Here is a 14,243-nt window from a genome sequence, read left to right on the forward strand (position 1 = left end):
CCCTGACAACCGCAGTGGACAGGTTACAATTGCCCTTCCACAAGACCCGCGCCTGGCCGCCAGGGTCAATGAATCCTGCATTTTATCAGAGCACAGCCCATGAAATCGAAGATCAGAGCCCTCCTGGCCACCGCCCTGCTGAGCCTGCTGGCCACCACGGCGGCGCAGGTGCGGGCCGAGCCGGCGCGCGAATTCGTGCTGGCCAACGGCATGAAGGTGGTCGTCAAGGAAGACCGGCGCGCGCCCACGGCGGTGCAGATGGTCTGGTACAAGGTCGGCAGCATTGACGAACTCAACGGCACCACGGGGGTGTCGCATGCGCTGGAACACATGATGTTCAAGGGCACGAAGAACCACAAGGTCGGCGATTTCAGCCGCCTCGTGGCCGAGCTGGGCGGGCAGGAAAACGCCTTCACCGCCAATGACTTCACCGCCTACTTCCAGCAGATCGAAAAGAGCCACCTGGAAAAGGTGATGGCGCTCGAAGCCGACCGCATGGCCAACCTGCAATTCGACGCCAAGGAATTCGCCAAGGAAATCCGCGTCATCATGGAAGAGCGCCGCTGGCGCACCGATGACCAGCCCATGGGCCTCTTGAACGAAGCCCTGAACGCCGCCGCCTGGACCGCCCATCCCTATCACCACCCCGTGGTCGGCTGGATGGACGACCTGCAGCACATGAGCGTGCAGGACATCGCCAACTGGTACCGCCAGTGGTACGCCCCCAACAACGCCACGCTGGTGGTGGCCGGGGATGTCGATGCCCAGCGCGTGCTGGCCCTGGCCAAAAAATATTTCGGCAAGATCCCGTCCCACCCCGTGCCCGTGGGCAAGCCGCAGAACGAGCCCGAGCAACTGGGCTTGCGCCGCGTCACCGTGAAGGCACCGGCCGAAAATCCCTATGTGGTGATGGCCTGGAAGGTCCCGGCCCTGCGCAATGTGGAAGCCGACCAGGAAGCCTACGCCCTCGATGTGCTCTCCGCCGTGCTGGACGGCTATGACAATGCCCGCCTGACCGCCAACCTGGTGCGCACCGCCAGCCAGGCCACCGCAGTGGGCGCCAGCTACAGCGGCGTGGCGCGCGGTCCGGTGCTGTTCACGCTGGAAGGCAGCCCGGCCAACGGCGTCACCACCGAACAGCTCGAAGGCCTGCTGCGCGCCGAGGTCCAGCGCATCGCCAGTGAAGGCGTCTCCGAGCAGGAACTGCAGCGGGTGAAGACGCAGCTGATCGCCTCCCAGGTCTACAAGCGCGATTCCGTCTTCGGCCAGGCCATGGAGATCGGCATGATGGAAACCACCGGCCTGGGCCAGAAGAACATTGACCGCATCATCGACCGCCTGAAAAGCGTGACCGCTGCCCAGGTGCAGGCGGTCGCCCAGAAATATTTCAAGGACGATACGCTCACGGTCGCCACGCTGGTGCCCCTGCCGCTGGACGGCAAGAAGCCCGCCGCGCCGCCGCCGGGCCTGTTGCATTGAGGATTGACGTTTTTTGCACCATTAAGCCGGGCTCAATGCTGTATTGAATGGCATTAACGTCAGCTTAATGGTGTATCCAAGTCGCTGAGTTCTTCCTTTCCTGATCGATCGGCTTCTGTTCTTTACGGAGAAAACCATGCCCGTCATCGTCGTCGCCAATCCCAAGGGAGGCGTAGGCAAGACCACCCTGGCCACCAACCTGGCCGGTTATTTCGCAAGCCAGGGCCATGCCGTGATGCTGGGCGACATCGACCGCCAGCAATCCTCGCGCGCCTGGCTGTCGATCCGTCCGGAACAGGCGCGCCCCATCAGCACCTGGGACATCAGCGAGGACTACGTCGCCAAGCCGCCCAAGGGCAGCACCCACGTGGTGCTGGACACGCCCGCCGGGCTGCATGGCTGGCGCCTCAACGATACCCTCAAGCTGGCCGACAAGATCCTGGTACCGTTGCAGCCCTCGATCTTCGACATCCTGGCCACGCAGGATTTCCTGCGCCGCCTGGCCAATGAAAAGGCGGTGCGCGACGGCGAGATCGATGTCGGCATCGTCGGCATGCGGGTCGATGCCCGCACCCGCTCGGCCGAGCAGCTGCAGCGCTTCATCGAGGGTTTGAAGCTGCCGGTGCTGGGCCATCTGCGCGATACCCAGAACTACGTGCAACTGGCCGCCCACGGCCTGACCCTGTGGGATATCGCGCCCTCGCGCGTGCAGCGCGATCTCGACCAGTGGCAGCCCATCCTGCAGTGGATAGGTGGGCAGCCAGTCCCTGCCCCTGCACAGAACGCATGACATCACGCTTGCCCCGTCGCTTTCGATTTCCGTTTCCATGAAAAACATCTTCTCGCTCCTGCTGTTCCCGCTGGCCTTGCTCTCCAGCGCACCCGCCTCGGCGGCCCTGGCCATCCAATCCTGGACCCAGCCCGATGGCGCGCGCGTGCTGTTCGTGGCCAATCATTCCATCCCGATGCTGGATGTGAGCGTGCAGTTCGATGCCGGCCAGCGCCGTGATCCCGCCGCCAAGGCCGGCCTGGCCGAGCTGACCGTGGCCAGCCTCACGCGCGGCGTGGAGGCCGCCAACGGCGTCCCGGCACTGACCGAAGCCCAGATCCTCGACGGCTTTGCCGATGTGGCCGCCCAGCAGACCGGCGGAGCCGGGCAGGACCGTGCCGGCGTGAGCCTGCGCAGCCTGTCCTCACCCGCCGAACGCGATGCCGCGCTGGGTTTGCTGGCCCGCATGCTGGCCCATCCGGCCTTCCCGCAGGCGGGCCTGGAGCGTGACCGCGCGCTGGCCATCGCCAACCTGAAGGAAGAACTGACCAAGCCTGAAACCATCGCCGAGAAGGCCTTCATGGAAGCCGCCTACGGCAGCCATCCCTATGCCGTCGATGCCAGCGAAACCAGCCTGCAGGCCATCACCCGCGACGACCTGCTGGCCTTCCATCGCGCCCACTACGTGGCCAACCGCGCCGTCATCGCCCTGATCGGCGACATCACCGAAGCGCAGGCCCGCAGCATCGCCAGCGCCCTCACGCGCGACCTGCCGCAGGGCAGCGCCTTGCCGGCCCTGCCCCAGGTGGCCGCACCCAAGGGTGTGGAGCGCCGCATCGCCCACCCGGCCTCGCAATCGCACATCCTCATCGGTGCCCCGGCCATCCAGCGCGGCGACAATGATTTCTTTGCGCTCACGGTCGGCAACTATGTGCTGGGCGGTGGCGGTTTCGTCTCGCGCCTGACCGATGAAGTGCGCGAAAAGCGTGGCCTCAGCTACAGCGTCTACAGTTATTTTTCGCCGCTGGCCCAGCCGGGACCCTTCCAGATCGGCCTGCAGACCAAGAAGGAGCAGACTGCCGAAGCCCTGCGCGTGACCCGCGCCACGCTGGAAAAATTCCTGCAGGAAGGCCCGACCGCCGCCGAACTGAAGGCCGCCAAGGACAACCTCGCCGGTGGTTTCGCCCTGCGCATCGACAGCAATGCCAAGCTGCTGGAGAATCTCTCGGTGATCGGTTTCTATGGCCTGCCGCTGGATTACCTCGATCACTGGATCGAGCGCATCCGCGCGGTGAGCGTCCAGGATGTGCGTGCGGCCTTCCGCAAGCATGTGCATCCGGAAGCGTTGTCCACCGTCATCGTCGGCGAAGCCGCCGAGTAAATCATTTAGTCAGTTCATTTCATTCGAGAATCACGGGATCCCCCGGTCCCATCGACGGCCCCGCCGTCAGCAGCAAGGAAAGTCATGCGCAAGAGCAGTTCCCCGCGAACCGGCACCGTCCACGGCGGCAAGCCGGCCAAGCCCGTCAACCGTGGCCCGCACCAGGTGCGCATTATCGGCGGCCAGTGGAAGCGCACGCCGCTGCCGGTGCTGGACGCCGAAGGCCTGCGCCCGACGCCCGACCGCGTACGCGAGACCGTCTTCAACTGGATCACCCATCTCATCGATGGTGCCTGGGAGCAGGTGGCCTGCCTGGATCTCTTCGCCGGCTCCGGCGCCCTCGGTTTCGAAGCGGCCAGCCGCGGTGCGCGCCGCGTGGTGATGGTGGAAAACAGCGGCCCGGCCGTGCGCCAGCTGGAAGCCAACCGCGACAAGCTCAAGGCCGACAAGCTGGCCATCGTCCGCGGCGACGCCCTGGCTGCGGTGCAGAGCGCAGCCCAGCGCGAGCCGGGCGGCTACGGCCTGGTCTTCATCGATCCCCCCTATCACCAGGGCTGGCTGGAAAAAGTGTTGCCGGCGTGCATGCCTTTGCTCACCCCTTCCGGGCTGGTCTACGCGGAAGCTGAATATCCGCTCGATGGCGAGCAGGCCCCCGAATGGATGCAGGACTGGGAAGTGGTCCGCGCCGACAAGGCCGGCATGGTCTTCTATCATTTATTGCAACGCAAAAGCGGCACCCAAATTGAGGCATAATGCGCCTTCTGATTCAATAGCCGGAGAGGAGACACCATGGTCACAGCTGTATATCCGGGGACATTCGATCCGTTGACGCGCGGCCATGAGGACCTGGTCCGCCGCGCATCCGGATTGTTCGACAAGCTGGTCGTGGGCGTAGCCGACAGCAAGAACAAGAAGCCCTTCTTTTCGCTCGAAGAGCGCCTGTCGATTGCCAATGAAGTGCTGGGGCATTATCCGAACGTGCAGGTGGAGAGTTTCTCGGGCCTGTTGAAGGATTTCGTGCGCCAGAACAATGCGCGCGTCATCGTGCGCGGCCTGCGCGCGGTCTCGGACTTCGAATACGAATTCCAGATGGCCGGCATGAACCGCTACCTGCTGCCGGACGTGGAAACGCTGTTCCTGACCCCGTCCGACCAGTACCAGTTCATCTCCGGCACCATCGTGCGCGAGATTGCGCAGCTGGGCGGGGACGTGTCCAAGTTCGTGTTCCCGTCGGTGGAGAAGTGGCTCAAGGAAAAGATCGCCAAGCAATGAGGCTGGCGAGGCACAGGACGTAAGGCAAGCAAAAGGCAGGGCAATGATGTTTCAAGCAAGCGAGGTGCGGCAATGGCACTGATGATTACCGACGATTGCATCAACTGCGACGTCTGCGAACCGGAATGCCCCAACGAGGCCATTTACATGGGTCCGCAGATTTACGAGATCGATCCGGACAAATGTACCGAATGCGTCGGCCATTTCGAGGAACCGCAGTGCCAGCAGGTCTGCCCGGTGGCCTGCATCCCCTTCAACCCGGCCTGGCGGGAAAGCCGAGAGCAGCTGATGGACAAGTACGAACGCCTGCAGGCCGAGGCCAAGCGCAGCTGATCGACCGGCTGCGGCCGTGCTGCAAGTCAATGCCGTTCAGTGCTGCACTGAACGGCATTTTGATTTTGTTAATGCTCCTTCTGTCGAGCATTAAGCGTGGATTAATACCCGCTATCAGCGCCGGCCATCCATCCGTCTGCGGCTACGCAAGTACATTGGCTTACCTGCCGGATTGACCTACGCGCTTCCTCCTGAACAAGACATGCAACCCATTCCCAAATCCGCCGTCGCCGCCTTGCTGCTCAACACCTTCATCTGGGGCCTGTCCTGGACTGGCACGCGCGCGCTGGAAGGCATGGGCCTGCATCCGCTCTGGGCCACGGCCGCCATCTTCAGCGGCTGTGCGCTCTTGCTGCTGACCCTGCGCCATCGCGAACTGCCACTGCTGTGGCGCCATCCGGCCCTGCTGGGCGTGGGGCTGGCCACGGGCCTGACCAATGCCTCCTTCAACATGGCGGTGGCCTATGGCGACGTGGTGCGGGTGATCCTGCTGTTCTACCTGATGCCGGTATGGACCGTGATCCTGGCGCGCCTGGTGCTGCACGAGGCCATCACCCCGCGTTCGCTGGCGCGCGTGGCCCTGGGCCTGGGTGGCGCCTTTATCGTGCTGTACCAGCCGCGCCTGGGCCTGCCGCTGCCGCAGAGCCTGCCGGACTGGATGGCGGTGGCCTCGGGCCTGCTCTTTGCGGTGACCAACGTGCTGCTGCGCCGCCTCCACGGCTTCTCCGATGGTACGCGGGCCGTGGCGATGCTGGTCGGTAGCGGCGTCTTCGCCAGCCTGCTGGGCGTGGTGCTGTCAGCGGCCGGCATGGTGGCCTGGCCGCTGCCCCTGCCGATGGCGGCCGTACCGGTGGTGGCGCTGTGGGCGGTGCTGTTCCTGGTATCGAACCTGAGCCTGCAATATGGGGTGGCGCGCCTGCCGGCCAACATCGCGGCCGTCATCATGCTAGCCGAAATCCTGGTGGCGACCTTCTCGGCCTGGATGCTGGGGGCGGCCGAGCTGCGGCCGCAGGACCTCATCGGCGGCGTGCTCATCATCGCCGCGCCCTGGATCGTGCGCGATCGCCGTGTGGCCGCGCAGCCGGCCTGATCAGATGTTCATTCGGCCGGTGCCAGCATGACCCGGTTGCGCCCGGCTTCCTTGGCCTGGTAGAGCGCCTGGTCGGCGGCCTTGAGCATGGCCTGCTTGACCTCGGCGGCGGGACGGCTGCGCTCGGGCGGTGACAGCGCGGCCGCGCCGATGGAGGCGCTGATGCGCAGCGGATCGCGCGAACCTTCGATCATCACGCCACGGCTGCAGATGCCGGCGCGGATGCGCTCGGCGATGCGTGCCGCGTCGTCCCGCGTGGCGTGCGTGAGCAGCACCACGAATTCTTCCCCGCCGAAGCGTCCCAGCGCATCCGAGAGACGCAGTTCCTTCTTGATGCGCGCGGCCACTTCACGCAGCACGTCGTCACCGCTCTGGTGGCCGAACTGGTCGTTGACGCGCTTGAAATGGTCGATGTCGATGAACAGGCAAGACAGTGCCGAGCGGTCACGCTGGCTGCGCGCCACTTCTTCCTGCATGCGCTGCTCGATGTAGCGGCGGTTGTTCACGCCCGTGAGCGGATCGGTGAGGCCGATGTGCTTCAGGCGTTCGTTGTTGATGACGTTTTCCAGGCAGATGGCGGCGACAGTGGCCAGGCGCTGGATGAAGTCGGTGGCCAGGCTGCGCGTGAAGCGCTCGGCATAGGCGCTACCCAGCGACAGATAGCCCAGCAAGCGATGCTGGCGCACCAGCGGCAGCACCGCCACGCTCACCGGCTGGTAATTTGGGAACAGCGCGCCGTGCAGGGCCGGCACGTACTGGCCCAGGCGCGGCTTTTCATCTTCCAGCGGACCATCTTCGTCGATGAAATGCAGCGGGGCTTTCAGGAACAGCAGCTTGGGAAATTCGTTCACGCCGATCTGCAGGTCGCGCAGGATGCGCTGGATCGCGTAGTCGCCATCGATGAGAGACAGCGTCACCGTCTCCAGGCTGAACACGCCCGGCATGACGGTGAGGATGACGTCGATCAGCTCGCGGAATTCGCTGGCGCCGATCAGTTTCAGGTCGAAGGCCTGGTGGCGCTCGATGATGGACTGGTTGATGTGCGCCTGCTGCAGCAGCTCCTGCAGTTCGCTCCTCAGTTGCTCGTTGTCGGCAATCAGCGATTCCATATCGATGGTGGCTCTCATGTGCTCATCTGCATTTCCCGGCGTGCGGCCGGCCCCTTGCCCAATCCGGTTGCCCGGTCTCCCTGCGGCCAGTCACGCCAAGGGCGTGCGGCCGGACTGCCTGTGCTGCTGTGCTGCAATTGCCGTATTCCAATCCGATGTTATCGGCAGGGACGGCGGCAAATGAAGCCTGACCCTGTCATTCCTGTCCAGCAAGAAACGTTCCCGTCCGCTTGCCTGCTGGCGCCGGCTCAGGCGGCCAGGGGGGCGAAGAAGCGTTCGCCCATCTCTTCCAGCCCCAGCGTGCGCAGCACTTCCTGCAGGCGCTCGGCCGGGCGGCGGCGCGGCAGGTCGCGGTATTGCGCAATGATCAACTCGTTCTTCATCGAATGTTCCCAGCCCACCAGCTCGGTCACGCTGACCTTGTAGCCATGCGCTTCCAGCTGCAGGCAGCGCAGGACGTTGGTGACCTGGCTGCCGAATTCGCGCGTGTGCAGCGGGTGGCGCCAGATCTCGGTGAGCGAATTGGCGAGCGACTTGCCCTTGTTGCGATTGAGCACCGAGGCCACTTCGGCCTGGCAGCACGGTACCAGCACGATGAAGCGCGCCTGTTTGGCCAGCGCGAAATGGATGGCGTCATCGGTGGCGGTGTCGCAGGCGTGCAGGGCGGTGACCACGTCGATCTTTTCCGGCAGGCTGGACGAGGTGGTGGAATCGGCCACCGACAGGTTCAGGAAGGACATGCCGCCAAAGCCCAGGCGTGCAGCCAGTTCTTCGGACTTGCGCACCAGCTCTTCGCGCGTTTCGATGCCATAGATGCGCGGTGTACCTTGCAGGCTTTTGAAGAACAGGTCGTAGAGGATGAAACCGAGATAGGACTTGCCCGCGCCATGGTCGACCAGGCTCACGTCGGGATGATCATCCAGCACTTCCTGCAGCAGCGGTTCGATGAACTGGTAGAGGTGGTAGACCTGCTTGAGCTTGCGGCGGCTGTCCTGGTTCAGCTTGCCGTCGCGCGTCAGGATGTGGAGTTCCTTGAGCAGTTCGATGGACTGGCCGGGGCGGATCTCATGCGCCTGCGGGGTGCTCTCGGCAGTGGGTTTGGCCCGGTTCGGCTGGCGGCCGGGGGCGCTGTTGGCTTGCTTGCTCATGGTGCTGCACTGGCGAAGGGCCGGCGCGCAGGCCGGCGGGGTGGATTCGGGGGCAAGGCGGCGAGCTCCGGAGCTCGGCAAAGGCCTGCCGTGGCCGGGCATTTTACCCGATCCCGATGTCAACTTCGTGAAGTGCTGCTGCCGTGCGCGGCATGTTGCAAGCCAGCAAACATGCGCGCACGGGCTGTTCCCAAGGCCTTACGCTATCCGTTCGATCACCAGCGCAATGCCCTGGCCCACGCCGATGCACATGGTGCACAGCGCATAGCGCCCACCGGTGCGCTCCAGCTGGTTGAGGGCGGTCGTCACAAGGCGTGCACCGGAAGCGCCCAGCGGGTGGCCGATGGCAATGGCGCCGCCATTCGGATTGACGTGCGCGGCATCGTCGGGCAAGCCGAGATCGCGCGTGACGGCCAGCCCCTGCGCGGCAAAGGCTTCGTTGAGTTCGATCACGTCCATCTGCGCCAGCGTCAGGCCGACTTGCGCCAGCACCTTGCGTGCCGCCGGGGCCGGGCCGAAGCCCATGATGCGCGGGGCCACGCCCGCCGTGGCCATGCCCAGCACGCGCGCACGGGGCTTCATGCGATACAGGTCGGCGGCCTTGGGCGAGGCCAGCAGCAGCGCGCAGGCCCCGTCGTTGACGCCGGAGGCATTGCCGGCCGTGACCGTGCCATCGGGACGCACCACGCCCTTGAGTTTGGCCAGCGTGGCCAGGGTGGTGTCCGGACGCGGATGTTCGTCGGTGGTGACGATGAGCGGATCGCCCTTCTTCTGCGGGATGGCCAGCGGTGCGATCTCGCCCGCGAAGAAACCGGCCTCCTGCGCTGCGGCCCAGCGTTGCTGGCTGCGCAGCGCAAAAGCATCCTGGTCGGCACGGTTGATGTTGAAATCGGTGGCGACGTTTTCTGCCGTCTCGGGCATGGAGTCGATGCCGTACTGCGCCTTCATCAGCGGATTGACGAAGCGCCAGCCGATGGTGGTATCGAAGATCGCGGCACTGCGCGAGAAGGCCGATTCCGCCTTGCCCATCACGAAGGGCGCGCGCGTCATGCTCTCCACGCCGCCGGCGATCATCAGCTGTACCTCGCCCGACTTGATGGCGCGTGCGGCCATGCCCACGGCATCGAGGCTGGAGCCGCACAGGCGGTTGAGGGTCGTGCCCGGTACCTCGATGGGCAGGCCGGCCAGCAAACCGGCCATGCGGGCCACGTTGCGGTTGTCTTCGCCGGCCTGGTTGGCGCAGCCGTAGAGGATGTCGTCGACGCGGCTCCAGTCGACGCCGGGGTTGCGCTCCATGAGGCTGCGAATGGGCGCAGCCGCGAGGTCGTCGGCGCGTACCGCGCCCAGGGCGCCACCGTAGCGGCCGAAGGGCGTGCGGATGGCGTCACAGATCAATGCTTCCATAGGTCTCTTTCTTCCTGGATCAAGGGTTGCAGGGCCGGGCATCAGGCCGGAACGGCCGACGTGGCGGCGGCTTCGGCCTTCTTGCGATGGTCGATCACGCGTTTGGCCTTGCCCACCGAGGTGCGCTCGATCATGCCGGCCGGCACCACCGTCACCTTGGTCGAGATGCCGACATAGGTCTTGATGCTGTGCTGCAGTTCCTTCTCCAGTGCTTCCACGTGTTCGTTGGAGGCATCCTCGCGCAGCTCGGCGAAGACGCACATGCTGTCCATGTGGCCGTGACGTTCGATCTGCAACTGGTATTGCGGGGCCAGTTGCGGCAGCTTCAGGATCAGCTCCTCGATCTGGGTCGGGAACACGTTCACGCCACGGATGATGAGCATGTCATCCGAACGGCCGGTGATCTTGCCGATGCGGCGCATCGAGCGCGAGGTCGGCGGCAACAGGCGCGTGAGGTCGCGGGTGCGGTAGCGGATCATCGGCAGCGCTTCCTTGGTCAGCGAGGTAAAGACCAGCTCGCCTTCCTCGCCATCGGGCAGCACTTCACCGGTATCCGGGTCGATGATCTCGGGATAGAAGTGGTCCTCCCAGATCACCGGGCCATCCTTGCTCTCGATGCATTCGCTGGCCACGCCCGGCCCCATCACTTCGGAGAGGCCATAGATGTCCACCGCATCGATGCCGGCGCGCTGCTGGATCTCGCGGCGCATGGCATCGGTCCAGGGCTCGGCACCGAAGATGCCAACCTTCAGCGAACTGGCCGCCGCATCCAGTCCCTGGCGCTGGAATTCCTCGATCACGTTGAGCATGTAGGAGGGCGTGACCATGATGATGCTGGGTTTGAAATCACGAATGAGCTGCACCTGTTTTTCGGTCTGGCCGCCCGACATGGGGATGACGGTGCAGCCCAGTTTTTCCGCACCATAGTGCGCGCCCAGGCCGCCGGTGAAGAGGCCATAGCCATAGGAAATCTGCACGATGTCGCCACGCCGGCCACCGGCGGCGCGAATGGAGCGCGCCACCACGGTGGCCCAGGTGTCGATGTCGTTCTGCGTATAGCCCACCACGGTCGGCTTGCCGGTGGTGCCGCTGGAGGCGTGCACCCGCACTACCTGTTCGCGCGGCACGGCAAACATGCCGAAGGGATAGTGGTCGCGCAGGTCCTGCTTGGTGGTGAAGGGGAATTTGGAGAGATCCGACAGGCTCTTGAGGTCGTCCGGATGCACGCCGGCCTGGTCGAAGGCATTGCGGTAGTGCGCCACGTTGTCATAGGCGTGCTGCAAGGACCATTTCAGGCGTTGCAGCTGCAGCGCCTGCAGTTCGTCGCGGCTGGCGGTTTCGATGGGTTCCAGATCGCCGGGTTGTGGAGTGCGGGTGGTCATGGTGGTCTCCTGTCTCTGTTGGTATTGGTGTTCTTTTATGCGTGGCCCTGCTGCGCCGCCGGTAGTCCTGCGATCACCTCGCCCTTGATGCGATAGGACTTGCCCCGGAACAGCGCGATGACCTTGCCGTCCTGGTTGCTCACGGTGATGTCGTAGACGCCGGTGCGGCCGGTCAGCGTGCGCTCCTGCGCTTCTGCGGTGAGCACGTCGTCGCGCAGGGCAGGGGCCACGTAGTCGATGCTGCACCCCGATGCCACGGTGTTGAGATTACGGCTGTTGCAGGCAAATGCAAAGCTGCTGTCGGCCAGCGCGAAGATGAAACCGCCATGGCAGGTGGCGTGGCCGTTGAGCATGTCGCTGCGTACCAGCATGCTCAGGCGCGCGCGGCCGGGGCCGACTTCCAGCACCTTCATCCCCAGGGACTGGGAAGCGTTGTCGCGCGGGTACATGGCGCGCACCGTGGCCTCGGCCAGGGCTTGTGGATCCATCCCGGTGGATGGGAATGGCAAGGCGGTCTCACTCATGGAATTTCCTCCCGGAAGCTTGCAGTCGTTGGAGCAGGGGCGAGACGCGGTAGCGGTCTTCGCCATAGGTGACACTGAGCTGGCGCAGCACGTTGGCCACCGTGTCGATGCCGATGGCATCGGCCCAGGCCAAGGGGCCGCGCGGATAATTGACGCCCTTCTGCATGGCCATGTCGGCGTCACTCCTGCTGCAGACGCCCTGGTTGACGGCGTCGGCGGCTTCGTTGACGAGCATGCAGACGGTCCGCATGACCGCCATGCCCGGCACGTCCTGCAGAGGCGAGATGGCGAAGCCGCAGCTTTGCAGCACGCCTGCCACGGCCTGGTAGGCACGGTCGCGGCACTGGTCGGCGCGGGCCAGGCCCAGGCGCGGGGCCTTGGCATAGTCCAGCGCCAGGTCCACCAGCACCACGTCGGGCATGTTGTAGTCATAGGATTGCTGGGTGGCGGTGCGGCCCTCGGTGACGTAGAGGCGGCCGGGGCCGCCCTTCAAGAGCAGGTTGTCCGCGCGCGGCGCGCAGTATTCCACGCGCCCCTTGTAGCGGGCGCGGACCACTTCCACCAGGGGATGCGTGCCGAACAATTGCAGCGGCACCGTGGGGACGTCGAAGACCGGCTCGGTCGCGGGCGCTGGCGTGTCGGCCGCCGCGTCATAGCGATAGAAGCCGCGCCCGGTCTTGCGGCCCAGGTAACCGGCGTGCACCAGTTCCTGCTGGATCAGCGAAGGCGTGAAACGCGGATCGTTGAAGTAGGCCTGGAACACCGATTGCGTGACGGCGAAATTGACGTCATGCCCGATCAGGTCCATCAGCTCGAAGGGCCCCATGCGAAAGCCCCCCGCCTCCCGCAGGAGGGCATCGATGGTGGCCGGCTGCGCACCGCATTCGTTGAGCACGCGCAGGGCTTCGGCGTAGTAGGGGCGCGCCAGGCGATTGACGATGAAGCCCGGCGTCGAGCTGGCCAGCACCGGCATCTTGCCCCAGGCACGTGCGGTGTCCTGCACGCAGCGCGCCACGGCGCCATCGCTGGCCAGCCCGCGGATGATTTCCACCAGCGCCATCTGCGGCACCGGGTTGAAGAAGTGCATGCCCACCAGGCGCTCGGGATGGCGCAGCGTGGCGGCGATGTGGGTGATCGAGATCGAGGACGTATTGCTGGCCAGGATGCACTGCGCATCGACGATGGCTTCCAGCTTGCCGAACAGTTCCTGCTTGGCCGCAAGCTGTTCGACGATGGCTTCCACCACCAGGCGCGCGCCGCGCATCTCCTGCAGCGAGCCGGCCACTGCCAGGCGCTCGCTGGCGCCCTCGGCTTGCTCGGCGCTGATCTTGCCCTTGTTGGCCAGGCGGTCGAGGGTCGCGCGGATCTCGCCGATGGCCTTGGTGGCGGCCCCCTCGCGGCTGTCGTAGAGCTGCACCGGATGACCGGCCATGGCCGCCACCTGGGCAATCCCGGCACCCATGGTGCCACTGCCGATCACCGCCACCGCAGCGGTGGCGGGCAGGGCGCAGGTGTTCTCTGCTGCGCTCATGTCATTGCCCCGTGAATTGCGGTGCGCGCTTTTCCAGGAAGGCGCTCACGCCCTCGCGGTAATCGCGGCTGTGCCCGAGGGCGCGCATGGTGTCACGCTCCAGATCCAGCTGTTCGGGCAGCGTGTTGGCCGGGCTGGCATACAGGGTGGCCTTGGTGGCGGCCAGGCCCTTGGTCGGGGCGCGGGCGAATTGCGTGGCCATGGCGTAGGCCTCTTCCATGAGCTTGTCGTCGTCCACGCACTTCCAGATCAGGCCCCAGCGTTCGGCCTGCTCCGCGCTGATCTTGTCGCCCAGCAGCGCCATGCCCATGGCGCGTGCCGTGCCCACCAGGCGCGGCAGGAAGTAGGTGCCGCCGGTATCAGGGATCAGCCCCAGCTTGCAGAACACTTCCACGAAGCTGGCCGAACGCGCGGCCAGCACGATGTCGCAGGCCAGCGGCAGGTTCGCGCCCGCACCGGCGGCCACGCCGTTGACGGCGCAGATCACCGGGAAGGGCAGCGCCCGCAGCGACTTCACCAGCGGACCGTAGTACTTGTCGATGGATTCGCCCAGGTCGACGGCGCCATCACCGGGTTTGACGGCGCGGTCGCCCAGGTCCTGGCCGGCGCAGAAGCCGCGTCCGGCGCCGGTGAGCAGCAGCACCCGTACGCTGGTGTCGGCTTGCAGCGCGGCGATGGCCTCGCGCAACTCCAGGTGCATGGCCACGGTGAAGCTGTTGAGCTTGTCGGGACGGTTCAGGGTGATGACGGCGATGCCGTCATGGTTCTCGAAGAGGATGGAGGAGTCGCTCATGGGCTCGGGAAAGTTCAGGGGCTGATCA

Annotated in this window: 14 protein-coding genes; 7 read left to right on the forward strand and 7 right to left on the reverse strand. The window is 65.3% G+C overall.

Annotated features, from left to right (window positions below):
* Positions 1 to 99: 99 nt before the first annotated feature.
* From CEJ45_RS19985 to CEJ45_RS20015, 7 genes are all read left to right on the forward strand, one after another.
* Positions 100 to 1,479 (forward strand): M16 family metallopeptidase, encoded by a 1,380-nt coding sequence (locus CEJ45_RS19985; RefSeq protein WP_088756845.1) that lies wholly within the window; start codon positions 100 to 102, stop codon positions 1,477 to 1,479.
* A gap of 136 nt (positions 1,480 to 1,615) precedes the next feature.
* On the forward strand, positions 1,616 to 2,269 hold the full coding sequence (locus tag CEJ45_RS19990; RefSeq protein WP_088756846.1) for a ParA family protein: 654 nt from the start codon (positions 1,616 to 1,618) through the stop codon (positions 2,267 to 2,269).
* A gap of 37 nt (positions 2,270 to 2,306) precedes the next feature.
* Positions 2,307 to 3,629 (forward strand): M16 family metallopeptidase, encoded by a 1,323-nt coding sequence (locus CEJ45_RS19995; RefSeq protein ID WP_088756847.1) that lies wholly within the window; start codon positions 2,307 to 2,309, stop codon positions 3,627 to 3,629.
* 84 nt (positions 3,630 to 3,713) lie between these two features.
* On the forward strand, positions 3,714 to 4,382 hold the full coding sequence (gene rsmD / locus CEJ45_RS20000) for a 16S rRNA (guanine(966)-N(2))-methyltransferase RsmD (protein WP_088756848.1): 669 nt from the start codon (positions 3,714 to 3,716) through the stop codon (positions 4,380 to 4,382).
* A 36-nt stretch (positions 4,383 to 4,418) separates the two neighbouring features.
* Positions 4,419 to 4,901 (forward strand): pantetheine-phosphate adenylyltransferase, encoded by a 483-nt coding sequence (gene coaD / locus CEJ45_RS20005; protein WP_006461533.1) that lies wholly within the window; start codon positions 4,419 to 4,421, stop codon positions 4,899 to 4,901.
* 72 nt (positions 4,902 to 4,973) lie between these two features.
* Positions 4,974 to 5,234, forward strand: a complete 261-nt coding sequence (locus CEJ45_RS20010; protein ID WP_034330680.1) for a YfhL family 4Fe-4S dicluster ferredoxin — start codon at positions 4,974 to 4,976, stop codon at positions 5,232 to 5,234.
* Positions 5,235 to 5,436: 202 nt separating this feature from the next.
* Positions 5,437 to 6,324, forward strand: a complete 888-nt coding sequence (locus tag CEJ45_RS20015) for a DMT family transporter (RefSeq protein WP_088756849.1) — start codon at positions 5,437 to 5,439, stop codon at positions 6,322 to 6,324.
* Between the two features lie 8 nt (positions 6,325 to 6,332).
* Here CEJ45_RS20015 and CEJ45_RS20020 read toward each other — a convergent pair whose 3' ends face one another.
* From CEJ45_RS20020 to paaG, 7 genes are all read right to left on the reverse strand, one after another.
* The gene (locus CEJ45_RS20020) at positions 6,333 to 7,451 is read right to left on the reverse strand and encodes a sensor domain-containing diguanylate cyclase (RefSeq protein WP_088756850.1); all 1,119 of its coding nucleotides are present in this window, start codon (positions 7,449 to 7,451) and stop codon (positions 6,333 to 6,335) included.
* Positions 7,452 to 7,681: 230 nt separating this feature from the next.
* Positions 7,682 to 8,581 carry a class I SAM-dependent methyltransferase gene (locus CEJ45_RS20025; protein ID WP_088756851.1) on the reverse strand — a complete coding sequence of 300 codons (900 nt, stop codon included), beginning with the start codon at positions 8,579 to 8,581 and terminating at the stop codon, positions 7,682 to 7,684.
* 198 nt (positions 8,582 to 8,779) lie between these two features.
* Positions 8,780 to 9,985 (reverse strand): 3-oxoadipyl-CoA thiolase, encoded by a 1,206-nt coding sequence (gene pcaF / locus CEJ45_RS20030; RefSeq protein ID WP_088756852.1) that lies wholly within the window; start codon positions 9,983 to 9,985, stop codon positions 8,780 to 8,782.
* Between the two features lie 41 nt (positions 9,986 to 10,026).
* Positions 10,027 to 11,367: a phenylacetate--CoA ligase PaaK gene (paaK, locus tag CEJ45_RS20035; RefSeq protein WP_088756853.1), complete on the reverse strand. Its 1,341-nt coding sequence runs from the start codon at positions 11,365 to 11,367 to the stop codon at positions 10,027 to 10,029.
* A gap of 35 nt (positions 11,368 to 11,402) precedes the next feature.
* Positions 11,403 to 11,891 carry a hydroxyphenylacetyl-CoA thioesterase PaaI gene (gene paaI, locus CEJ45_RS20040; protein ID WP_088756854.1) on the reverse strand — a complete coding sequence of 163 codons (489 nt, stop codon included), beginning with the start codon at positions 11,889 to 11,891 and terminating at the stop codon, positions 11,403 to 11,405.
* Positions 11,884 to 13,422, reverse strand: coding sequence for a 3-hydroxyacyl-CoA dehydrogenase (locus CEJ45_RS20045; protein ID WP_088756855.1), 1,539 nt, complete (start codon positions 13,420 to 13,422; stop codon positions 11,884 to 11,886). The genes paaI and CEJ45_RS20045 overlap by 8 nt, the downstream gene beginning before the upstream one ends.
* 1 nt (position 13,423) lies before the next feature.
* A complete protein-coding gene (gene paaG, locus CEJ45_RS20050) occupies positions 13,424 to 14,215 on the reverse strand; it encodes a 2-(1,2-epoxy-1,2-dihydrophenyl)acetyl-CoA isomerase PaaG (RefSeq protein ID WP_088756856.1) in 792 nt (263 codons plus the stop codon).
* Positions 14,216 to 14,243: the final 28 nt, after the last annotated feature.

The sequence above is a fragment of the Herbaspirillum aquaticum genome (genome assembly GCF_002213425.1).
In the GTDB taxonomy this organism is placed as follows: domain Bacteria; phylum Pseudomonadota; class Gammaproteobacteria; order Burkholderiales; family Burkholderiaceae_D; genus Herbaspirillum; species Herbaspirillum aquaticum.